Raw genomic sequence first — 23,605 nt, 5'->3', positions numbered from 1 at the left:
CGGCAACCAACGCCCAGGCTCTGTCTGACCGCCGATGCAGCAGCACCGGCGAAAGCCTGTGTCGACGACATTCCCCGGCATGTCGCGTCGGCGGCCGAGGCCGGTGCCGCCGCGCCCGGCTGACCCAAGGGTCGACCTCGCGGCTGAACACTCGCATCGGCTCCGCCGTGCCGATCACCTCAACGTACGGGTGACCTAAACACTACCCACACGATGGACGTCGGCGAGAACGTCGCCCGGTCGGTCAACAATCCATGACCGACTACACCGAGTATCGCACACGATCGGGCAAAACCATGGAGGACGCTGGTCAGGGCCACGATCCGGGTCAGCGCACCACCGTCAGCGGCAGGAGCGTGGCACCGGTCGGACCGGTCTGGATCTCCGTGCCCATCTGCGGGCACACCCCGCAGTCATAACACGGCGTCCACCGGCAATCTTCGACCTCCACCCCGTCGACGGCGTCCTGCCAGTCTTCCCACAGCCAGTCTCGATCCAGACCAGCGTCGAGATGGTCCCAGGGCAAGATCTCATCGCGTTCCCGCTCCCGGGTGGTGTACCACTGAAGGTCGACCGGCTCGCCCGCCAGCGCCGCGTCGCACTGCTCGGTCCACCGCTGGTAGGAGAAATGTTCCCCCCACCCGTCGAAACGTCCGCCGGCCTCCCAGACCGCGCGGATGACTCGCCCCACGCGACGGTCGCCACGTGACAACAACCCTTCGATCATGCTGGGCTGACCCTCGTGGTAGCGCAGCCCGATCGCCTTGCCGTAGGAACGGTCGGCGCGGATGGAGTCGCGCAACGCATGCAACCGAGCATCAACCGTCTCGTGGGGTGCCTGCGCGGCCCATTGGAACGGGGTGTGCGGCTTCGGCACGAACCCGCCGATGGAAACGGTGCACCGGATGTCACGGCGCCCGGACACCTCGCGGCCTTTGGCGATCACCTTCTTCGCCAGTTCACCGATGGCCAGCACGTCGTCATCGGTCTCGGTAGGCAACCCACACATGAAATAGAGCTTGACCTGCCGCCATCCGCTGCCATACGCGGTGGCCACGGTCTGGATGAGGTCGTCCTCGTCGACCATCTTGTTGATCACGCGGCGCATCCGTTCGGTGCCGCCCTCGGGGGCGAACGTCAGCCCGGAGCGCCGGCCGTTGCGGCTGAGCTCGTTGGCCAGCGTGACGTTGAACGCGTCGACCCGGGTAGACGGCAGTGACAACGACGTGTTGGTGCCGTCATACCGGTCCGCCAGTCCTTTGGCGATCTCGCCAATTTCGCTGTGATCGGCGCTGGACAGCGATAAAAGCCCGACCTCCTCGAAACCCGACCGCTGCACACCGGTGGCCACCATGTCGCCGATGGTGCCGATGGAACGCTCGCGCACCGGCCGGGTGATCATCCCGGCCTGGCAGAATCTGCACCCACGGGTACAGCCACGGAAGATCTCCACGCTGTAGCGCTCGTGGACCGTCTCGGCCAGCGGCACCAACGGGTTCTTCGGATAAGGCCAGTTGTCCAGGTCCATCACCGTGTGTTTGTGCACCCGGTCGGGTACCCCGGGCCGGTTGGGCACCACCTGCTTGATCCGACCGTCCGGCAGGTAGTCGACGTCGTAGAACCGCGGCACGTACACACCGCCACCCGCGGCCAGCCGTAAGAGCAGTTCGTCGCGCCCGCCAGGCTGCCCCTCGGCCTTCCACTCCCGCACCACTTCGGTGATGGCCAGCACGATCTCTTCGCCGTCACCGAGCACGGCGGCGTCGATGAACTCGGCGATCGGCTCCGGATTAAACGCCGCGTGCCCACCGGCGACCACGACCGGATGGCTGTCGTCCCGCTGGCTCGCGTCCAATGGGATCCCGGCCAGGTCCAGCGCGGTGAGCAGGTTGGTATAGCCGAGCTCCGTAGCAAACGACACGCCCATCAGGTCGAACGCCCGCACCGGGCGGTGCGAGTCGACCGTGAACTGGCCGATCTCGTGCTCACGCATCAGGGCCTCGAGATCCGGCCACACCGCGTAGGTGCGCTCGGCGAGTACACCTGGACGTTCGTTGAGGACCTCGTAGAGGATCTGGACACCCTGATTGGGCAGCCCGACCTCATACGCGTCTGGGTACATCAAGGCCCAACGCACCTGTGCCTCGTCCCACGGCTTCACCACCGCGCCTTGTTCGCCACCGACGTATTGGATCGGCTTGCTCACCCGCGGTAGCAACGGCTCCAACTTCGGGAACAACGACTCGATGGGCATGATCGTCTCAAACTCCATGATGACCAGGGGGGACAGGTGTCGAGTCTACGCGAGGGGCTCGGACGGCGCAGCCGGCCGGCGTGACCGGGCTTGCTTGTTCGAGTCAGAAATGTACGCTACGGGTAGTTGGACGCTCAGTCGCTGGTGTGGAGGGCCGTGATCGTGTCGGATCCCCAGTTCTCGGTGCCGGACAACACACTCCGCCTACCACTCGACGAGCCACCTGGACGCGACATGAGCGATCTCCAGACCCAGCCGGATTTCATCGTCGGTCCCCCACGGCCCGAACCGCCCATCTGCCCGCCTCCTGAGCCGCCGAGCCAGGTGAGCCGCGAAGAACTCGAGCTGGCTCTCGAACGAGCCAGGCTGGTGGCCGAGGACTGCGCCACCATCCTGGCGCCCGCCATTCAAGCGATGCACGACGGAGCCTGGGTGAGCCGACGGGCCGACGAGTTCTCCGTGGAGTTGGAGCAATACGCCCGGATCGCCGCGGAGGCCGGCCAGGGCACCGTCCGCGTCATCGAACGCGCCTTGGAGCAGCACACCGACGCCGTCGATCCGCAGCTGCCGGTCTACCTGCCACAACCCGACGTCGAGCTCGTCGAGTGCGACGGCCTGATCCCGGAGGGATAACACCATGCCCGGCAAGGCCCAGGGAAACCTGGATGGCACCAGCGGCAAGACGGTCGGTGGGCTCGAGAAGTCCCCGGTCGAAGACCTCGACGCCACCACCACCGACTACACGTCGTACTCGCCGTCAGCTCGCTCCTATGGCGGATCGGCAGGGGGCCACGACGGTGGTCAGGACACCGGACGGCAACGCGGCACCGTCGGCGACGACGATCCCACCGACGCTGGTGACGACGATTCCACCCTGGGCGACGAAGCCGACGAGAACGCCGACCAGGACGACGACACCTCCGACGACACCTCCGACGACACCTCCGACGACGACACCGACCAGGACAGCGACGCCTCGGACGACGACGCGTCGGATGACGATGCCACCAACGACCAGCCGGACGACGAAGCCGACGATTCCGGTGATGACGACACCGCCTCCACCCACCCCGACGACCGCCACCACGAACCCGACGGTGACGGCGGAGGTGGCGGTGACGACGACCGCTCGGGTGACGGCCGGGTCTCGATCGACATCCAGGCGATGACCGCCCTGATCGCCGCGATGGAACGAGCCCGAGACATGCTCCCGGAGTACGGCGGCGAGCTGCGCAAGATACTCAGTGACGTCGAACTGATCGAGTTCAGCATTCCGGAACGTCCCCACCTCCCCCAGGTGGTCGCGTGGATCGAGCAGGAGCTGCCTGGCCTGCGCCGCCGGCTGGCGCTCGCGCAGGCCCTCGACGACGACATCCGGACCCAGCCCGCACAGCATCCTCGGCCCCGCCCGCCCGTCGTCTGCCATGAACGCGATGTGGCCACCCACCAGCCTTACGTGTCGCGGGAACGTGGCCAGGGCGCGGCTCACCTGTTCGCTGGATCTCCGGGCAATGTCGCCCAACTCGTCGCGACGTTGAAGGGCAACCAGCACGACCCCTATTTCGCCCACGCCTTCACGTCGGAGGCCGATCCGGCCACGGTGGCGGCGGCCCTGGCGGCCGCGCGGACGGGCGAGACGGACGGCACCAACGAGCTGGGCGGGCTGATCGAAGCCACCATCCGTACCGCACGCCGGGGCACCGGAGATCTCGGTCCGGACGAAACCTTCGACGAGCACTGGGCTCGGTTCACCGACAACACCACGGCTGACGTCCCGGCGTGACCATCGGCGGTACGAACCCGGTGGCCAGGCTCACTCTGATCACCCGGTAGGCTCTGCCTTCGTCGATTGTCCATACCTGTTGAGCCAGGGGGCCCGTCATCGTGTCCGAGCGCACGCTCGTCTTGATCAAACCCGACGCCGTCCAGCGTGGTCTCGTAGGCGAGATCCTCGCTCGCTACGAGCGCAAGAACCTGACCCTCGTCGCCATGGACCTACGCACCATCGACGCCGCGCAGTCCGACGCCCACTACGCGGAGCATCTGGAGAAGCCGTTCTACCCGGGGCTGCGCGATTTTATTACCAGTGGGCCGCTGGTGGCACTGGTGCTCGAAGGCGACCAAGCCATCGACGTGGTGCGGCAGATGAATGGCGCCACCGACAGCCGCACCGCCGCTCCGGGCAGCATCCGCGGCGACCTGTCGATCTCGAAGAGCGAGAACTTGGTACACGCGTCCGACTCGCCGGAGTCCGCCAAACGTGAACTCAGCCTCTGGTTCCCACACTTGGCCTGACCGTTGGGCCACCGGCGCACCGTCATCACGACGTAGCCGCCGCTCTGAGTGTCCGCGCCGCGGTTCGCCCGTTGCGAGTTCGTCCGGTCTACGCTGCCCCCGCCCCGGTGATCGTTGCCGGATTCCTGCCCTAGCCCCCGGTGATCGTCGCCGGGTTTGTGTCGCTATAGCGACACGACAGCGGCAACGATCACCGGGGTGTGGGGCAGGAATCCGGCAACGATCACTGCGCCGGGGGGAGCCCGTATCACCCCGGGGGGGCAACCGCATGCGCAGGACGGAGTGACGTTGGTGCAACAACAGAGCGGCGGAGGTGTTGCTCTGGCGACACCAACGTCACTCCGATTACGCACTAACTCCACTCCGTACACCAACTCCACTCCGTGGGCCGGCGTCGTTGTATAGCCGGCACCTCGCTTCGTGCGTGTGCCCCACCTCGGCGACAACAAGCCTCCTTATGCCGCATCCCGGCCTGCCACAAGGAAGCTCACTGTCACCAGGACAACATCAAGCCTCCTTGTGGCAGACCGGGGTGCGCCATAAGGAGGCTTACTGCGGACACCGCGCGGCGGCAATGGTCCGGTTTGGGGCGACCTTTTACACTCGTCGCAGCCAACTCTGGTAAGGAGGCCCAGTGAGCGGAGCCGACGAGCGCATGGTAGCCAACCCCTACCTGCACGCACTCGACCGATTGGCGACCCGGGCCGAGAACGCGGTCGACGGCACCCCGAACATCGACCACCCGACGGAGTCGATCGGAGACGGACCGGCCTGGACCGGCTCGACAGCCCGGCAGGTTCATGAAGACCACCTTGCTCCCCACGCTGCCGCCGTCCGCTCCGCCCTGCGCCACCTCGTCGAAGACATCGAGCAGCGCCGCAGCGAATTCGACCCGACCGTCCCTGAGAGCATCGCCGAAGTGATCCGGATCGAGTTGGAGAACCGCTGACGATCATGACTGGCGACTACGCATCCATCGACGTCGACGCCCTCGAAACGGCGGTCGACGCCCTCGACGACACGCTGACCGCTCTCGACACCTTGGTCGCTCCCCTGGAACGCGACTTCGAGTATTTCGGCGTCGACACCACCCACCTGAAGAAGCTACTCGCCGCCCGCGACGAGCTGACCGATGTGGTCCCCGAGCTACGCGAACGGCACCGCTTGGCCCGGCAACTGTTATCCGAGTACGCGTCCCACCCAGCACTCGGTGGTGGCACGGTGGTCGGCTTCGAGGGTGACCTTCTCGACGACCTGGAGCTGACCCATCGCGCTGACATCGCCGAAAGCATCGAACTGCTCCAGGCCGAAGGGGTTATCGGGGAGTACGCCACCACCATGCACCGGGAGTGGATCTCCTGGACCTTGCAGACCGGCCTTACCCCGGCGGACATGGTGGAGCGGGCCAGGCAGGAAGGCGTCGACCAGAACACGTTCGACCTCCTGCGCGACGTCACTATCTGGCGGACCCCCGACGGGCGCCCGTACGCCCGCATCGAGGATGCTGGGGATGCTCGCGAGATCGTGCGGCTGATCGAGCTGCTGAACGGCGGCACCCCGAGCACCACGGACGAACGCCGCGACGCCAACAGCTGGTCCTATTCGTCGCTGTTCGGCCTGCGCAACGGTGACGTTGGCCTGGTCCTCAACAACGGCGGGGCGCTCGTGGCAACCCCCGAAGGCATCTTGATGGCCGCGCCCGGCGGCAAACATCTGGGCATCATCCCGAACACGGTCGACATCTTCTCCGCCCGGGGCGGCACCATGTGGGGAGAGATCTTCGTCCTCAACGGCTCCCATGACGACCCCGCGAGCATCCTGGAAGACACCATCACCAATGGTGTGCCGCCGCCCGGCTCCGGCGCACCCAGCCTGGAGCGGCTTCTGCGGCACGAGCGGGTCCACGCCGAGCAATGGGCGCGCCTCGGTTATACCCGCTTCATCTGGGAGTACCTCACCAACGGCCCCAGCAACCCCTGCGAACATCCGCTGGAGATCGAGGCCGGACTCGCCGATGGCGGCTACCGCTGCTCGTGCGGGGGTGGGTGTGGCAACTGAGCGGCTGCGCCGCGGCGCGACGATACTCAGCGTCAGCCTGGTAATGGGGCTGCTGCTGACCGGGTGCGAGCCGCCCTGGTCGGCTCCGGCCGGGCCAACCACCAGCGGGGCGGCACGGATCGCCGACAACGGTCAGCTGGAGTTCTGGCTTGGCGCTGAATGCCCGGCCGTCGGCGAGATCCGCGCGGAGTTGACGACGGCGGACGAGTCCCGTCGCGTGCTCGACACGTGGATTGTCCGAGCCGACGCCGACAACGGAGCCCCGGTGGAGTATGTCCGTCTCGGTACCGCACCTGATGGGTTCGACGTGGTCAACGACGTGCGCCTGTCGTGGGACGAGGCCGAGCTCGTCCGGTTCACACTGCACCCCGCCACGGTGCCGCCCAGCGACGAACGCCGCTACTACCCGGACATCCCCATCCGCGCTTCAATCGTCGTCGAACCCGTCCTGGACAGCACCAACGAGCCGGGCACCGACCGCTGGTACGTGCCAGACCGCGGCTGGTTCAGCGCCGCCGACTATCACGCCCTCGGCAACGACGACACCATGGTCTACCCGTTCTGCGCGGTCCCGGCCGGCCACCGGTGATCGTTGCCGGGTCCGCGTCGTCGACGCCCGGTGATCGTTGCCGGTTCTCTGCCTCATACCCCGGTGATCAAACCCCAGATTGGGTCGCCATAGCGACACGGTAGCGGCAACGATCACCGGGGGTTAGGGCAGGAGCCCGGCAACGATCACCGGGGGTTAGGGCCGGAATGCGGCAACGATCACCGGGGGTTAGGGCAGGAATCCGGCAACGATCACTGCCCCATGCCTGGGCTGATGAGCCGGTCGCCATCACACCTCACCGAGTTCTCCCAGCTGCCGGAGCCGCCGTTGGTGGTGGTGAAGTGTAGGGTGCCGCTCTCGCACCACTGGTCGGCGATTATCGCCGAGGCAGGGGCTGCGGCAAACAGGGACGCCGAGACGGCCATTCCCGCCACGACCAGTGTGTAAGCGATCCGCTTCATGTGCTTCTCCCTTGTTGGTAGGGCTTGTCGGTCGAGACGACCGTAACCCGCCCAAAGGCCCGATGAGCAGCTGAAATGGCCGGAAGGTTCCGTTTAGACGCGACGAGGCGGCCGGGCGCAACGCCCCCCGGAGTACGTGAACGGGGCGGGTCAGCCGCCGGCCACCTCGGGGACCTGCACCAGCTGCCACTGGCCCGCCGCCACGTAGAGGCCGCGCCCTGGCGGCATCCCTCCGGTCAGGGAACGCGGCAGCTTGATCCCGAAGTGGTCGCCGTCGCTGGTCGCCGCCGGCGATAGCAGCAGGCCCGAACGTGACTTCTTCAAGGCCGCCACCGGGCCCCGATACGTGCTGCCAAGATCGTCCGTGGTGCCGGCGGCCAGGATGACGCTGCCGGAGTCCCGCAGCTTGGCGAGGTGTTTGGTGATGCCATCCACGAGCCAGCCGTCGACACCCAGTAGCTCCACGTCGTCGATGACCAGCGCCGTCGGCGCCTCGCCCTTCACCGGGACGAGGCCGTCGAGCAACTCGAGTACGTCTTCCTTCTTCCCCTCGAGATCCAGCATGGCGCGTACGTTCTCGTGAGATCCAAGGCCGCGCAGCGGACTGCGGCGCGGCGTGATCACGATGACCTGCCAGCCGCGGTCCAGGATCGACGTCGCCATGCTCTGTAGGGTGGCGCTGCGCCCGGAGCGGCGCGGGCCGAGGATCAGCATGCCCGGGCCGTGGTCGATGGCGTCGAGTGTGCGGAGGGTGAGGGTGTCGCCACCGACGGCGATCGGGATCTCGGTCTCGGCGAGCGGCTTCTCCACGAGCTTCATCGCATCCGGCAAGCTGATCTTGGTCGGCAGCGGGTCGACCCGGAACGGCCGCTGCGCCCGCGGCATCCCGGCATAACGTTCGGTGGCTTCCCGGGCGATCTCCTGCAAGGCAGCAACCTGGGCGGTACCGGCGTCGTCGTCGGACAGTAGCGCCACCTGTGTCTCGCGGATGCCATCGGCGCGGAAAGCACGGCCAGGTGGCATGTGCTCCGGCACTTCACGGGCGGGCAGGCCGATCGAGGTGAAGTCGGCGATGTCGGTCATCCGCAGCATCAGTTTGTCGTCCAGTAACGTGCCGATCCGGCCGACCAGCCCGGTGCGGTCGACGGTCAGCGCGACCTTCACCCCGACACCGGTTCCCTCCTGCATGATCTGGAGCCACAGGTCCAGTAGGCGGCCGTTGTCGTAGCTCTCGAAGGCCTGCTTGAACCCCTCCCACCGGTCGAAGAGGATCAAGATGTAGGGCAGGCGTTTCTCCGGTGGCATGTTGGCACGCTGCTCCCCCAAATCGGCGAACCCCTGCTCGGCGAGCAACTGCTGACGACGGCCGATCTCGGCGCGAAGCCGGGTGCTCAGCCGAGCCAGGCGGTCCGGCTGGTCGCGGCTCACCACGGCACCGGTGTGCGGTAGACCGATCATCGGCAGCAGAGCGTTGTTGCCACAATCCACCGCGTACAGGTGCAGGTCGGCCGGCGAAACGGCCCGTCCGACCACTCCAGCAAGGGCCCGCAGCACGGTGGAACGTCCGCTACGCGGAGCCCCCAGCACCGACAGATGCCCACCGCCGGCGACGTCGTAGTAGGCGACCGTGCGCCGCTGCTCGCTGGGAATATCGACCATCCCGAACGGCAACCGCAGATCGTCGGCCGACCCGACCGACGCGCCTTCGTCACCGAGTAGTTGGTCGATGGTGATGATGTCGTCGAGCGGCGGCAGCCACGGTGGTGGCGGCGCTTTCACGCCGGTCCGCTCCGACGCCTCGTTGATCGCCTTGACCAGGCTCTCTAGGTCGGTGGGGATGCTGACGTCCTCCTCTGCCGCTCCCCCACCGGATCGCTCCGGCGGCCGCCCGATACTGGTCCACGACAGTTCCCGCAGGTCGACGGAGATCTCCGCGTCGGGCGCGGCCGGCCGACCCCCCACCCGGGCGGACTGGAACTGCACCAGCGACGAGTGCCCCAGGCGGGCATACGCCCGGCCGGGCAGCGATTTCGGGATCTCCGCCGACTCACCCGACTCGATCACGTCCTGGCTGTCGGCACGGTCGGTGACCCGCAGCGCGATCCGCAGGTTGGTGTTCGACTTGATCTCCGCGCTCACGACGCCGGCGGGCCGTTGTGTCGCCAGGATCAGGTGGACCCCCAGCGAACGGCCTCGCCGGGCGATGTCGACCAGCCCCTTGACGAAGTCCGGCAGCTCCGCGACCAGGGCGGCGAACTCGTCGATGACGATCATCAGCCGTGGCATCGGCGGGTCGTCGGGTTCCCGGCCGGCGAGATAGTCTTCGATGTCTTTGGCTCCGGCGTCGGCGAGCTGATGTTCGCGCCGGTGCAGCTCGGCAGCGAGGCTGGCCAGTGCCCGGGTCGTGAGGTGCCCATCCAAGTCGGTGACCATACCGACGGTGTGCGGCAGGTGATTGCAGTCTTTGAACGCGGCGCCGCCTTTGTAGTCGACCAGGACGAAGGTGAACTCGTCCGGACGGTTGGATACGGCCAGCGACGCGATGATGGTTTGCAGCAGTTCGGATTTACCCGAACCGGTGGTGCCGGCTACCAGCCCGTGTGGCCCATCCGCGCGAACGTCGATGGAGAAGGCGCCCTCACCACCTTCGCCGATCACCACCCGGGTGGAGCGGCCGACCCTCGTCCACCACTGCTCGATCGACTCCGGCGTTGGCGGATCCAGCCGCAGGACCTCCAGCAGCCGGCTCGCCGACGGCAAGGTGGCGGACAGATCCTCGAAGCTGACGTCCTTGATCGGGGCCAACGCCCGGCCGAGTCGCTCACACCAGCCCGGCGGCACGATGTCGGCCCGGACCCCCTCGACGGTCCGCTCCTCGGTCACCCGCACGACGGACGAACTCCCAGGGCCGACGAGAACCACCGCGTGGCACTCCTCGGGCAGTTGCTGCTCTTCGGCGTCGATGCAGAGGAACATCATGCCCAGCGCTGGTCCTTCCCGGAGCAGCGTGACGAGGCCAGGGATCAGCCGGATCCGCCGCGCACCGTCGAGAACAACCAGAATCGGCGGGAAGGACATGTCGCGGCTGGCCAGCATGCCGCCACCCTTGTCGTCGCGAGCCGCTCTCCGGGCCTCGACCAGCGCCATGAGTTCGGCTACCCGGCGGTTGGTGGTCTCCTCGTCCGCACCGACCCCGGCGATGACGTCGGCGTCGTCGCCGCGCCGGGCATGCGGTAGCCACCGCACCCAGTTCCACGCCTCTCCACCGTCCGGATCGGATAACACGACGATGTCGAGGTCGGCCGGACTGTGCAGCGTGGCCGCCTGGGCGACCATCCATTCCGCGACCAGCGTGCGTAGGCCGTCGGCCCCGGTGACGCCGGTGACACCAGCCGCGGCCATGTCCACACCGACGGGGACGTCCGGCGCGGTCCAACGCAACACTCGGTCGTGATCGTCACGGGCGGGGTCGGTCAACGCGACCTCGCTGGGGATGTCAGCCGTGCCCACCCGGACCCGCATCCAGTCCGGGTCGGTGCGCCGACGCTCCCACAGCCGCGCCCTCGGCCCCGTGGCGAACAGCAGCATGGCGGCTGGATCGGGCATGTCCCGACGGCGCGCCCCGCGTTCTCGGACCAGAGCGTCGTAAGCCTGCCCGCTGATCCGCCGCAGCCGTTCGATGTAGTTCTCCATCTGCCCGGTGTAGCTGTTGCGGCGCTGTTTCTTGCTGCTCCGATACCGGGCGACGAGCATCAACGGCGCTAGCAGCATGATCATGAGGCTGTACGGGGAACGGATCAGGATGAACATGGTGCCGCCCATGACCATCGGGCCGAGTGCGAGCACCCACGGCATGGGAGACTTCTCCGGCTTCTGCGGCTCGCTCGGCAGCCGGAAGTCGGTCTGCCGGCGAGGCGGCAGCAGTCGGGGCGGCCGGTTGTAATCGAGCGTGACGCCGCCGGGACTCGGGGACAACGACGCATCCGGCGGGGCGGGAATCCTCAGCTCGAACATCACCTCACCGACGACCAAGGCGGTGCCCGGCTTCCATTCCGTAGGCCGGTCCAGGGCGACCCGGTCGATGTGGGCGTAGGGTCGGTCGGCCTCCGCCGAGATGGTCTGGTGCGGGCGTTTGAGGTGTTCGAGTTCCTTGAGCAGCTTCTTGTACCGGCGGGTGCGGCGTTTCTTCTTCTTTTTCTTCTTCTTGCCGTCTTCTTGCTCCGGGATGATGATCGGCCCATCCAGCCGTTCCTCCCGGTCCGGTGGCGGCAGCATTTCGCCGACGACGGCGGGGTCTGGGGTCACTGTCACCGTGCCGTCGAGGGCGACGTCGAGATACATGGCTATGGCCGGCACGTCGGGATCGGCGACTTGGATCGCCGCGTCGGGGCTCGAGCCCACGTCGTAGCGGCCCGGTGCCAGGCTGTCCACCCGGCCCGCGCCGCGCCCGGCGACGGTGCGCAGCTCGACCGCTCCGGTGCGCTCGGCGAGCACATCCGGCAGCGGCCCGCCCAACCCCACGAGCACTCCGTTGTGCAGGGGCGACTCGCGCACCAACGTGGTGGGAGGTAGCGGAGCGCCGCCGATATAGAGGTCCGGCGGAGGGGGCTCGTCCGTCTCCGCGCCGAGGCCGTCGTCGACAACGCCGAGATGCCGGCCCATCGACCGGACTACCTGGGGCTGCGGCACGGCCGGAGCCAGCTGCGCGGCCAGCTGCCGGGCGACGTCGCGTACGGCGGCGTCGTCGTCGCATTCGACCGCGAGGTCGACGACGTCGCCACCAGCCGTGGTGACACTCAGCAGCAGCCGCACCGGTCCGCTCCAGCCTCAGATCGAGCTCGTGTACTCGGGAGCATCGTACCGAGCCGAGTGTCCGGATCCGCTATACACAAGACCTGGTCAAGACGGCCCAACCACGATTAGTTCCCGACGATGGTCTGCATCTCAGCCACCGGAACCGTGGTGTCGCTGGTGACCGTCACCGGCTCGAAGTCACCGGACCGTTCCGTGCCGCTGATATCGACACCAGTCCAGGTCGCCGACCATTCGGTTCGGGCCGCAACGGGGTAACCGCCCGGATACCCCACCGACGCTTTTCGGAACTGAACGGTGCATCCGGAGCCGTCGGATGCTCCCGGCGACCACTGTTGGATGGCCCGCGCTGGTTCACACCGCACCCCTCCGGCCGGAGAGTCCAGCGTCAGCCCAGCAGTCGTGGCCGTGACCTCCGCCCACACACCGAACTCCGGAATGGACGCCCGCACACTCCGCTCACCATCCGGGCCACCCACGGCGTCCGGATCGGTCACCCAGAACCAGGTGTCGAGGTTGACCATGGTGGCCCCACCGGCGGCAACCGCCTTTGGGTTGCGGTCGACCTCCGGCTCCGGCAGATGCAGGAACTCACGGGCCGCTACCGCCAGTTCCTCCGGCTCCACCACCACGGGTGGGGTCTCCTCATGCGCGGCGTAGGTGAACGGCGATGGCAGGCACAGATCGGGAAAGAGCATCGCGCAATGTTGGACGAAACTGCGCGCGTACTCCGCCTCGACATCGTCTGCACACGTCAAGACATACCAGGTCACTGGCACCTCACCGTCGTTCCAGATCTCGACCGCCTCATCGAGTACGTCCTCGCTGGGCATCATGGCGCTCATGCCGAGGCGGATGAGGACTCCCATCAGCCCACCCATTAAGTCGCCAAGCTGGATCAGGAGCCTGAACTGTTTCGGGTTATCCATAAACGGCGCCCACGCACACTTCGCGGGCACCGAGACTCGCGTGGAGTGGCCGGTGCCAGGTGTCGTGTGGCCGTCAATAGTAATGTCGACATCTACCTCGGCGACGTACTCACCACCGCCACCCGAGTTGTCGTTGTCGTTGTCGTGGCCGTGGGTAGGTGTTGCCATTATTAGGGCCAACACCACCGCGAGTATCGTGGCGAGGGCGCTGCGTGGTGTCTTCATTCGAATACAGCCTCACATGGATCAGCTTCGTCGTCGGTGAGGAGCCTGGATACCTTCCAGTCCGCCTCGACAAGATCGAGATCGACATCGAAGCGCAGGAACTGATCAATCATCCGGGGCACCGACTCTTGACCGACGGTAAAGCTGTTCCCCACATCAAGGCACACGTCAAGATGCCCCTTGCCCGAGGACGCGGTCACCGACAACACCTCGATGATCACCGGCGGTCCGACGGTGACCCGTTCATTCTCGTGGCGTTCACGAGCTTGATCAAGAAGCCCTTGCAGACGCTCCCCCGTTGCCACCGATGCATAGTCTTCCTCGTCGAGTTCGACGCCCCAGACATGCTGCTCAACGACCGCGTAATAGCGACCGAACGCTTCCACCACGGCGGCTTCGTCGTCGGTAGCGTCCTCGGGTACCTCGATGGGAACCTCGTCACGCAACTCCACCACGGACTCTTCCGGCAGGTAAGGCTGGGTGAAGGTCGCCACCGGCGCATCGTCGCCACCAGGGTCCGGCTCGTCGGTCGGGTCGTCCGCCGGCGTCGTCGGCACATCAGCAGGCTCGGTTACCGCACTGGTCGGATCCGCCGACGGCGTCGCCGTACCCAACCCAACGGGCTCCTCAGCATCAGAACCACACCCAGCCACCAGAACCGACAAGGTCACTACAGCAGCCACAGCCGCCCCGGTACGCATCTTCACTAACCCCTGCTGCTCAGCCGACATCACGCGATCGACAGCATGTCACATCCGACTTGACGGCAAAAGTCCGTTGCCAGGCCGTCACGGAACCCGCTCATTCGAAGACCTCTTCGCACGGCTCCGCGTCCTGCGGCGTGACCGTCTTGGCTACCTTCCACCTGCCGTCTTCGACGACGAGGTCCGTCTCGTATTCAATGAGTTCGACCACCAACGTCGGTTCCCCACTGGTGATCCGCACGCTCTCGCCCGGATCGAGACATGTGAGGAGCTTCGCTTGATCACCGTCGACTTCCACCGACGAGAGGTGGATCTCCACCGGCGGCCCCACAATCACTCGTTCCTGTTCCACCGCCTCTTCCGCATCAGCACGCATGTTGGCCCTCCGCTCCCCGGTCGCCACCGAGGCCGCGTCAACGTCATCGAACGGCACCCCCTTGAGTACCTGCTCGACCACGGCGTAGTACTGGCCGTACGCTCGCACCACGGCCGTCTCGTCGTCGGTAGCGTCCTCGGGTACCTCGATGGGAACCTCGTCACGCAGCTCCACCACGGACTCTTCCGGCAGGTAAGGCTGAGTGAACGTCGCCACCGGCACCTCGTCCCCACCGGGATCCGGCCCATCGGTCGGGTCATCCGCCGGCGTCGCCGCCACATCAGCAGGCTCGGTTACCGCACTGGTCGGATCCGCCGACGGCGTCGCCATCCCCAAACCAACGGGCTCCTCGGTGTCAGAACCACACCCAGCCACCAGAACCGACAACGTCACTACAGCAGCCACAGCCGCTCCGGTACGCATCTCCACTAACCCCTGCTGCTCAGCCGACATCACGCGATGAACACCATGTCACATCCGAGTCGACGAAAAGAGTCCGTTGCCGGGGCGTCACCAGATCCGCGAGCCATCGGATTCGATCAACGACTGGATGCCACGCGCTGCGAGCAGCTGGTCGTCGTGGACATCCCGAGCGAGCACGATCGCTGGCGGCTCTCCGTCCTCGGCCAGCCGTACCCAACGGTCGAACAGGGCAGAGCCCGGCGCGGTCTGGCTGGGCTGGATCGCCGCATCCGACGATCCGCCCAGCACGACGGCCGGCCGTGCGTGCGCTCGGGGCCGCCGGCGCAGCTCGGGCACCAGCCGGCGCACTACGTCGGCGGCCGGTTTCGGCTGCCGGTCGGCGGTCAGGAGACCGAGGCTGTATTCGAGCTCTGGGAAGTCGGCGAGCGTCCGGTCCACGTCGTGCGAGCACCACCAGGTCACGCCCCACAACTCCGGGCTGGAGACAAGGTTGGTCATCGTCTGTTCGGTGAACTCGGCGACGGACGCCGCCGGCACGTGTGGCACCGGTGCGCCCACCTCCTGTAGCCAGACCGGGCGGGCCGGGTCCGGCGACCACGCGGCGGCCAGCTCCACGAGGTAGCGGGCAAACCACCCATAGGCGGGGTGCGGGTAGGCATAGCGCTTGGAAACACCGGTGAACACCCACGAGTGCACGGTGGTCACATCGCCGTGGCGGACGGCGTGGTCCGGCGTCACCGCGCTGTCGTCGCGAAACCACACGTCGTCGTCGAACGAATGACAATGCAGGCCTCCCGGCGCTGCGGCCTGGGCCACCCGGAGCAACCGCTTCAGCCACACGTCGGTATCCGACGTCGTCAGCCGGTGGTGATCGGGATGGTAGGGGTGGGCGAACTGGTTGGTCTCGTTGCCGACCGTCAACCCGACGAACCCCGGCCGCCCGGCTAAGGCCTCACCCAACGCCGCGGTGAGCTGTTCCTGCGCTTCGACGACGTCGGGGTCGGTGAACAGGTGCCGACGATGCCAGCCGGTGACCCACGAGGGCAGGAAGTCGTAGCTGGACAGATGCCCCTGCAGGACGTCCACCGACGTGTCCAGACCGCGTGCGGCGGCCGCGTCCACCACGGACACCACCTGCTGGATCGCGGCCGGCCGGATCAGCGTCCGGTTTGGCTGCAACAGGGGCCACAACGGGAACACTCGCACATGATCAAGCCCGAGCGCCGCGATCGAGTCCAGATCGGCGCCCACCTCGTCGAGGTCGAAGTCGAGCCAGTGATGAAACCAGCCACGGGTGGGCGTGTAGTTCACCCCCACCCGCAGCGTGCTCGTCACTGCGTCCCCTGCGGGTCGGGTGTGCTGGCCGGCCGGAAGCGCAGGGTGACGACCTGGAACGGGCGCAGGTTCAGCGTCACGTCGCCGGAGCCGCCATCGCGCTCGCCATCGTCGTCAGCGTCGCCGAGGAGCGCCAACGGCTCGACCGGCCGTTCGAGCAGATCGGTCTCAGCCACCTCTGCCACGGGGAAGCCGGTAGTCAGCCGGGCCACCGACCGGCCGCCCGTCGCTTCGTAGAGCCGGACGACGACGTCGCCGGAGCGGTCATCGGCCAGCTTCACCGCGGTGATGACGGCCGTACCCGATGCCACCCGCACCGCTGGGGCGACCGCCCGATGTCCCGGCACGACCCGTTCCGGCAGGTTGATCGCGGCGCCTTCACGCACCGCGTCGGCGAGATCGGCGCCAGGCACCAGGGCGTAGGCGAGGACATGGCGGCCCTGGTCGGTCTCCGGGTCGGGGAACCTCGGGGCCCGGAGCAGGGACAACCGCACCGTCGTCGACGTGCCGCCACCAGCGCGGGCCTCGCGGCGGACGTCGTGGCCATAGGTGGAGTCGTTGACTAGCGCCACCCCGTAACCGGGTTCGGCGACGTGCACGAAGCGGTGCGCACACACCTCGAACTTCATCGCCTCCCACGACGTGTTCTCGTGGGTGGGGCGGTCATGGTGGCCGAACTGCGTCTCGTACGACGCGTGCCGGCTGTGCACGTCCAGCGGGAACGCCACCTTGAGGAACTTCTCCCGTTCGTGCCAGTCCACGTCGACGGTGAGGTCTAGCCGGCGCGCCCCCGGGGCGAGGGTGATGGTCTGCACAGCCGACGAGTCACCGAACACCCGATCCACCCGCACCGTCGCGGCACCGTCGTCGCCGCTGGCGACCACACTCACCTGGTCGGCGTCGACGAGGTCCGTCACGGTGTTGCGGTAGAACCGGTCGACGTCCCAGGCGTCCCACATGTTGGGAAAGTCCGGGTGGATCTGCAAGAGGTTCGCGGCCTGGCCGGGGGCCAGCACCTCACGCCCGGCGTCGAGATCGCGGACCGACGTCAACAGTCCGTGACCGTCGACCGTCACCCGCAGCCGACCGTTGTCCAGCACATAACCGCCATCCAGCGGCTCGGCCCGCACCTGGTCGGCCGATGCTCCACGCGGCGCCGCGCCGAAGGCCGGAACCCCGCTCCGATCGTGCGGTGCGGCGTTGAACACCACGGTGGATCCGGACTCATCGGCACCGCCGGCCAGAGCGGTCTGCGCAGCGCCGATGATCTCCTTCAGTTCAGCCGCCACCTGGGTGTAGGTCTCGGCGGCCTCGCGGTGCACCCACGCGATCGACGAACCGGGCAGGATGTCGTGGAACTGGTTGAGCAACACCAGCTTCCAGATCCGCTCCAACGCGTCGTACGGGTAGTCACCCAGCCCCCGTATCGCCGCCGTCGCGCTCCACAGCTCGGCCTCGGCCAGCAGGTGCTCGCTGCGCCGGTTGCCGTGTTTGGTCTTCGCCTGCGAGGTATACGTGCCGCGATGCAGCTCGAGGTAGAGCTCACCGGCCCACACCGGAGCGTCGGCGTATTCGTCTTCGGCGGCGGCGAAGAACGTCGCCGGCTTCTCGATCACCACCCGGGGGGAACCTTCCAGGTCAGCCGTGCGGCGCGCCCGAGCGACCATCTCCCGGGTGGGGCCACCACCGCCGTCGCCCCACCCGAACGGCACCAGCGAGCGAGTGGCGCCGCCCTTGTCGCGGAAGTTGCTAACCGCGTGGGCGAGTTCGCGCCCGGACAGCTCAGAGTTGTACGTGTCCACCGGCGGGAAGTGGGTGAACACCCGGGTGCCGTCGATACCCTCCCACCAGAAGCTGTGGTGCGGGAACGGGTTGACCTGGTTCCACGAGATCTTCTGGGTGAGAAACCACCTCGACCCGGACAGCTTGACCAGCTGCGGCAGGGCCGGCGAGTACCCGAACGAGTCCGGCAACCACACCTCCTCGGTCTCGATGCCGAACTTCTCCAAGAAGTACCGCTTGCCGTACACGAACTGCCGGGCCATCGCCTCCGAGCCCGGCATGTTGGTGTCCGACTCCACCCACATGCCACCAACCGGAACGAAGCGGCCCCCACGCACATGCTCGGCGACCCGGGTGAACACCTCGGGCCGGTGCCGCTCGATCCACTCCATTTGCTGCGCCGACGACATCGCGAACACCATGTCCGGATACTCGTCGAGCAACTGGGCGACGTTGGAGCTGGTCCGCGCCACCTTTCGCACGGTTTCGCGGACCGGCCACAACCACGCGGAATCGATATGGGCGTGGCCCACCGCGGAGAGCCGGTGTGCACTGGCTGACGCGGGGCTGGCCAGCACGTCTTCCAACGTGCCCCGAGCGGCCGCCGCCGTGCCAGGGATGTCCTGCAGGTCGAGGATGTCCAGGGCCCGCTCCAGCGCCCGCTCGATGTCCCAACGGCGCGGCTCGCCGTCCGACAGCTGCCGCATCAGCCCGTCCAGCACCTCGATGTCCTGCACGAGTTCCCACACGTCGCGTTCGAGCACACACACGTCAGCCCGGGCCAGGCGGTACAGAGGTTCGTCGCCCGCGGTCGCCTTCTCGCCCAACCTGGTGGGACGGAACGGGTCGATCTCCAGGATCAGCGGATTCGCGGCGGCTTCGACGTACAGGTCGATGGACTCACCACCGGCGGCGACGTCAGCGATCGGCACCCAGACGTTGCGCGGGTTGAGCCCCTTGACCACCGAGCCATCCGGCCGGTACACCAGACCCTCCGCCTGGAAGCCAGGTGAGTGATCGGCCCACCCGAGGTCGATGACCAGCTCGATCCGCCGGCCCGCGGCCGCGGTTGGCACCTCCCCACGCACGTGGAACCAGGCGGTCCCCCACGGTGGTCCCCACCGGTCACCCACCTGGGCCGGCACGTACTCGACGGGGGTGAGACCAGGCGGGGTTAGGTGCCCGGCGCCGGGCAGCGCCACGGCGGGGTCGACGGGTTCACCTCGCCCGCCGTCCACCTGCCAGGCGGACACCGCCAGCGGTGCCACCGTCCGGTGGATGGCCGGGTGCAGGCGTTGTTTGAGGACCCGCTCGACGCGGTTCTCGATCAGCGAGCGGTCGTGATGCATAAGGGTTCCAGCTCCTTATCGACAGGTGATCGTCGGGAGGATGCGGTGGGGCCGCCGGGCCCCCCCCCCCCCCCCCCGCCCGGGGGGGGGGGGGGGGGGGGGGGGGGGGGGGGGGGGGGGGGGGGGGGGGGGGGGGCCCCCCGGGGGGGGGGGGGGGGGGGCCCCCGGGGGGGGGGGGGGTGACGGTGGGGTGGTCAGGGTGGTCGTGGTTCTGGGTGCCCGCGTGTAGAGGCCGGACACGGCGATCACCTCGACGACGGCGCCGGCCCCAGCGGCAGCACCGGCACCACCATCGGCGGCAGATCCAGCGTCAGCAGATCCAGCGTCAGCGCCGCCGAGAAGGTCTGGCACGTAGTACGCACCGGATCCGGTGGCGCCGAGGAAACGACGGCGCCGGCCGTGCCGGACGTAGAGCTCGTAATGGTGGACGTCGTCCGCCCGGTCCCACACCAGTCGGACGTGCTGAGCGCCGTCGTCGTCGACCCATTCGTGCTGCACCCGGAGGTTGCGCACTGGCTTCGGTGGGCGCGCCGGGCCGTTCAGCACACTCACCTGTCCGAGGTGCCACGTACCCGCGGAACCCGCGGTGAACCGCAGCGCCAGCACGTGCAACGGGTGGCCGGCCAGCTCACCGAGCCGGACCCGGGACACTGTCCAGTCCCCGGCCCGCCGGACCTGTTCCGCTGGGAGGAAGGTGTACGACGGCGGCTCACCAGCAGACTCAGCGGTGACGGCGACCCCGATCTCCAGCTCGACGTCGCCCCGGTGCACCACCTCGACGACGGTACGACGGTCGATCCGGGCATCGAACCGGAACAGTTCGACGACCGACGCTTCCGGTCCGGCGTCGAACGCCACCGACTCCCCACCCTGATACGCGACCGCGAAGTCCAGCCGCGGCGACGAGTCGGCGCCGCGCACCACCCATCGGCGCGACGGGTGGATGTCCTGCACGCCGAGGTGGTTCCAGGGCCGTTCACCTACCTGGACGCCATCGACCCAGTACCCCGTGCCGTGGCCGGTGCCGAAGGCGGAGGCGAACGGGAGCCCGGTGGCCGCGGGTCGGTCGGCGACGAACGCGGCCAGTCCCGGCCAGTCCGTCCCCGGTTCCGCGGTGGACGGGTCGCCGGTGGGTCCCACCCAGTAGCGGTCGTCGCGATCATGGAACGCCGCGGGCTCGTGGTCACCCGGTAGCGACCGCCACGTCCATTCGGGGCGGTAGATACCCAGTGAGGTCACGTGGTCCTGACCGGCCGGGAAGACCGCGTCCCAGCGGACCGGCGTGGTGTGGCCACGGGCTTCGGTGTCGATGCCGGAGAACAACTCGTACGGTGACCGGCCGAGGGCCCGGGCCCGGTCCGCCGAGTTCGCCAGCATCGACCCGTTCCACCAGAAGTTCAGGAACATCGCGTCGCTGGTCCGGGACTCTCCGTCCTGGAGGAACACCTCGTTGTGTTCGTTGAGTTCGTTCTGCCAGCGGATCTGCCCGGTGGTGATCATGGAGTCGTACCAGGTGATCCGGAGGTCGCTGGTGTCTTGCAGGTAGGTCAGGAAGGCGCGGGTGGCGTCGGCCAGTGCCGGGTCGCCGCCCTCGGTCTCGGAGTTGATGAACCACCCGTCGAAGCCCAGTAGTTCGGCGACCTCGATGAGTTTGTCCGCCACCGGGAAGCGGCCGTCGTTGTCTTGCTGGACCAGCTCTTGGTGCCATTTCAGGTCACCGCCGTAGACGACGGGCGGCAGGAAGACGTTTCCGAGCACCGGCACTCCGGCGCGGTGCGCGGCGTCCACCACTGGTGCGTTCGGGGCCAGGATGATGCCTTCCCACCAGGATCCACCCCAGAAGACCAACTCGTCGACGTAGGCCCAGTGGGCGAACGCGTAGTACGACGATGTCGCACCGCCCTGGGCTGGGTTTCCCGCCGTGCCGGCAAAGGCCACCAACGATTGGATGCCGCCCTGTTCGGCTCGGGCGTTGGTGTTGGCCGGCGCCGGCGTGAACCGTGCGGCCAGCGGCACACTCGCGGTGTTGAATGGCACATCCGGGTCGGTCGCTGGGTCCCAGTCGAGTAGTCCTCGCCAGACAATGCCGGGTTCGGGTGAGCCGTCGGGTGGTGTCTCCGGGTACCAGTAGAAGGCGTGAGGCGCGGTGTTCTCGGCGCCCGCACCGGCGCCGGTACCGCGCCGGATGCTGGCCGGACCGGCGGCGTGTGCTGCTGGGGGTCCGATGACCGCGGCCAGCCCCGCACCGGCGGCCGACACGAGCATGGTGCGCCGGGACAACGTGAGGCGCTGTTGGTTGTCGGTCGGGCGATTCATCCTTTGATCGCTCCCTCTTCCACTCCTCGGAAAAAGAACCGCTGCAAAACAGCGAAGACGATCACGATCGGGATGAACGCGATCATCGTGCCCGCGGCGATGACCCGCGGGTTGGCGCTGAAGGCGCCGTTCAGGTATTGCAGGCCGACGGTCAGGGTGTAGTTGGACGGGTCGGTCAGCACGATCAGCGGCCACAGGAAGTCGTCCCAGGCTCCGATGAAGGCGAAGATCGTGATGACGCTGAGCATCCCGCGCACGTTGGGCAGACCCACGTGGATCAGCCGCTGCCAGACGTTGGCCCCGTCGACTTTGGCCGCATCGTCGAGCTCTTGTGGGATGGCTCGGAAGGCCGCCCACATCAGCAGGATGTTGAGCATGCCGATGGTCCCCGGCAACGCCACTCCGACGAGGGTGTCGGCCAGGCCCATCTCCCGGATGGTGATGTACTGCGCGATGATCGTGACCTCGCCGGGCAGGATCAACGTGGCGATGATCAGCGCGAAGATGAACTTGCCACCCCGGAATCTCAGCCTGGCCAGAGCGAACCCGGCCAGGGTGGCGCCCACCGCGTTGCCGATGACGACGAACGCGGCGACGAACAACGAGTTGCCGGCGAACGTCCAGATCGGCACGGTCTCGCTGACCCGGACGTAGTTGTCGAGGGTCGGTTCGGCCGGAAGGAAGCTGGGCGTCGAGGTGTAGATGTCTTCGCCGGCACCCTTGAGCGACGTGGAGAGTTGCCACAGGAACGGGCCGACGGTGATGGCCAGCACCACCAGGAGCAGGGCATACCGCAGGACCTTCTCCCGCGGCGACACCGAGTTGAACGCGTAGGCCCGGGTTGTCGCCGGCATCACGACCTCCGATTCATCCGGGCGAGAACCACCATCGGCCCGACGGTGATCACGAAGAGCAGGATGCTCAGGGCGGAGGCGTAACCCAGGTTGCCGGTGAAGCCCCTGCTGTACATCTGGATCAGCATCACCACACTCATCACCCGGCCGCCCGGACCGCCGGTGCCGTTGGTCAGGATGAACAGCTCCGAGAACACCCGCAGCGCCGACACCATGATCAGCACCATGATCAGCAGCATCGTGTTGCGGACCCCCGGCACGGTCACCGACAGGAAGCGCCGGACCACCCCCGCCCCGTCCACGGCGGCGGCCTCATGCAGCTCACGGCTGACGTTGCCGAGCGCCGACAGGTAGATGATCATGTAGTAGCCGAGGCCTTTCCAGATCGTGAGGCTGATCGCGCTGAACAGCAGCAGCCACCGATCGGTCAGGAAGGGCAGTGGGCCGCTGAGAAACCCCAGCGACTGCGCGATGGCGTTGATCGCACCCCGGTCGTCCAGCAACCAGTTCCAGATCAGCGCCACCACCACCGCGGAGGCGATCACCGGGGTATAGAAGGCGGTCCGGAAGAACGTGATGCCGGGCAGCCTCTTCTCCACCAGCAACGCCAGCAGCAGCGGCAACACGGTCAGTAACGGTAGGCAGACCAGCATGTAGACGATGCTGTTGATCAGCGCATAGACCAGCTGATCGTCGTCGAGCATCCGCTCGAAGTTGGCGGTGCCGACGAAAGAACCGCCACCCAACGGTTTTGCGTTGGTGAAGGCAAGCACCACCGTGTTGATCGACGGCCAGATGTTGAAGACCACCAGCCAGACGACGGCGGGGGCCACCAGCAGCAGCGGCGCGAACCACCGCTGCTGCCGAATCGATCGAGACGCG

17 protein-coding genes are annotated in these 23,605 nt (G+C 67.5%); 6 read left to right on the top strand and 11 right to left on the bottom strand.

What is annotated here, in order from left to right:
• Window positions 1-328 precede the first annotated feature (328 nt).
• Window positions 329-2,254, bottom strand: a complete 1,926-nt coding sequence (locus G8760_RS16765; protein ID WP_166353346.1) for a TIGR03960 family B12-binding radical SAM protein — start codon at window positions 2,252-2,254, stop codon at window positions 329-331.
• 162 nt (window positions 2,255-2,416) lie between these two features.
• On the opposite strand from G8760_RS16765, the gene G8760_RS16760 reads away from it, so the two are divergent.
• From G8760_RS16760 to G8760_RS16735, 6 genes are all read left to right on the top strand, one after another.
• Window positions 2,417-2,887 carry a hypothetical protein gene (locus G8760_RS16760; RefSeq protein ID WP_166353200.1) on the top strand — a complete coding sequence of 157 codons (471 nt, stop codon included), beginning with the start codon at window positions 2,417-2,419 and terminating at the stop codon, window positions 2,885-2,887.
• A gap of 4 nt (window positions 2,888-2,891) precedes the next feature.
• Window positions 2,892-4,037: a hypothetical protein gene (locus G8760_RS16755; protein ID WP_166353198.1), complete on the top strand. Its 1,146-nt coding sequence runs from the start codon at window positions 2,892-2,894 to the stop codon at window positions 4,035-4,037.
• 101 nt (window positions 4,038-4,138) lie between these two features.
• Complete coding sequence (ndk, locus tag G8760_RS16750; RefSeq protein WP_166353196.1) at window positions 4,139-4,549, top strand: nucleoside-diphosphate kinase; 411 nt, start codon at window positions 4,139-4,141, stop codon at window positions 4,547-4,549.
• 634 nt (window positions 4,550-5,183) lie between these two features.
• Window positions 5,184-5,498, top strand: coding sequence for a hypothetical protein (locus G8760_RS16745; RefSeq protein WP_166353194.1), 315 nt, complete (start codon window positions 5,184-5,186; stop codon window positions 5,496-5,498).
• Window positions 5,499-5,503: 5 nt separating this feature from the next.
• The gene (locus tag G8760_RS16740; protein ID WP_166353192.1) at window positions 5,504-6,607 is read left to right on the top strand and encodes a hypothetical protein; all 1,104 of its coding nucleotides are present in this window, start codon (window positions 5,504-5,506) and stop codon (window positions 6,605-6,607) included.
• Entirely contained in the window at window positions 6,597-7,196 is a 600-nt protein-coding gene (locus G8760_RS16735; RefSeq protein WP_166353190.1) for a hypothetical protein, read from the top strand. Before G8760_RS16740 ends, G8760_RS16735 begins: the two co-directional genes overlap by 11 nt.
• Window positions 7,197-7,408: 212 nt before the next feature.
• Here the strand turns inward: G8760_RS16735 and G8760_RS16730 are convergent, their stop codons facing one another.
• The 10 genes from G8760_RS16730 to G8760_RS16685 form a co-directional block, all read right to left on the bottom strand.
• Window positions 7,409-7,618, bottom strand: coding sequence for a hypothetical protein (locus G8760_RS16730; RefSeq protein ID WP_166353188.1), 210 nt, complete (start codon window positions 7,616-7,618; stop codon window positions 7,409-7,411).
• A gap of 150 nt (window positions 7,619-7,768) precedes the next feature.
• Entirely contained in the window at window positions 7,769-12,430 is a 4,662-nt protein-coding gene (locus G8760_RS16725; RefSeq protein ID WP_166353186.1) for an FtsK/SpoIIIE domain-containing protein, read from the bottom strand.
• Between the two features lie 107 nt (window positions 12,431-12,537).
• Window positions 12,538-13,584 carry a hypothetical protein gene (locus G8760_RS16720; protein ID WP_166353184.1) on the bottom strand — a complete coding sequence of 349 codons (1,047 nt, stop codon included), beginning with the start codon at window positions 13,582-13,584 and terminating at the stop codon, window positions 12,538-12,540.
• Window positions 13,581-14,078: a hypothetical protein gene (locus G8760_RS16715; protein ID WP_166353182.1), complete on the bottom strand. Its 498-nt coding sequence runs from the start codon at window positions 14,076-14,078 to the stop codon at window positions 13,581-13,583. The genes G8760_RS16720 and G8760_RS16715 overlap by 4 nt, the downstream gene beginning before the upstream one ends.
• A 307-nt stretch (window positions 14,079-14,385) precedes the next feature.
• Window positions 14,386-15,117 carry a hypothetical protein gene (locus tag G8760_RS16710; protein WP_166353180.1) on the bottom strand — a complete coding sequence of 244 codons (732 nt, stop codon included), beginning with the start codon at window positions 15,115-15,117 and terminating at the stop codon, window positions 14,386-14,388.
• Between the two features lie 57 nt (window positions 15,118-15,174).
• On the bottom strand, window positions 15,175-16,422 hold the full coding sequence (locus tag G8760_RS16705) for a glycoside hydrolase 5 family protein (RefSeq protein WP_166353178.1): 1,248 nt from the start codon (window positions 16,420-16,422) through the stop codon (window positions 15,175-15,177).
• Complete coding sequence (locus tag G8760_RS16700) at window positions 16,419-19,553, bottom strand: glycoside hydrolase family 38 N-terminal domain-containing protein (RefSeq protein WP_166353176.1); 3,135 nt, start codon at window positions 19,551-19,553, stop codon at window positions 16,419-16,421. The genes G8760_RS16705 and G8760_RS16700 overlap by 4 nt, the downstream gene beginning before the upstream one ends.
• A 15-nt stretch (window positions 19,554-19,568) precedes the next feature.
• Window positions 19,569-21,869, bottom strand: coding sequence for an endo-beta-N-acetylglucosaminidase (locus G8760_RS16695; protein ID WP_207782442.1), 2,301 nt, complete (start codon window positions 21,867-21,869; stop codon window positions 19,569-19,571).
• A complete protein-coding gene (locus G8760_RS16690) occupies window positions 21,866-22,723 on the bottom strand; it encodes a carbohydrate ABC transporter permease (RefSeq protein ID WP_166353174.1) in 858 nt (285 codons plus the stop codon). The genes G8760_RS16695 and G8760_RS16690 overlap by 4 nt, the downstream gene beginning before the upstream one ends.
• A complete protein-coding gene (locus tag G8760_RS16685) occupies window positions 22,723-23,592 on the bottom strand; it encodes an ABC transporter permease subunit (protein WP_166353344.1) in 870 nt (289 codons plus the stop codon). Before G8760_RS16685 ends, G8760_RS16690 begins: the two co-directional genes overlap by 1 nt.
• Window positions 23,593-23,605 lie beyond the last annotated feature (13 nt).

The organism is Phytoactinopolyspora limicola (assembly GCF_011320225.1).
Lineage (GTDB): Bacteria > Actinomycetota > Actinomycetes > Jiangellales > Jiangellaceae > Phytoactinopolyspora > Phytoactinopolyspora limicola.
The sequence above is the reverse complement of the archived record's forward strand: the minus strand, read 5'-3'. Positions and strand labels throughout refer to the sequence as shown.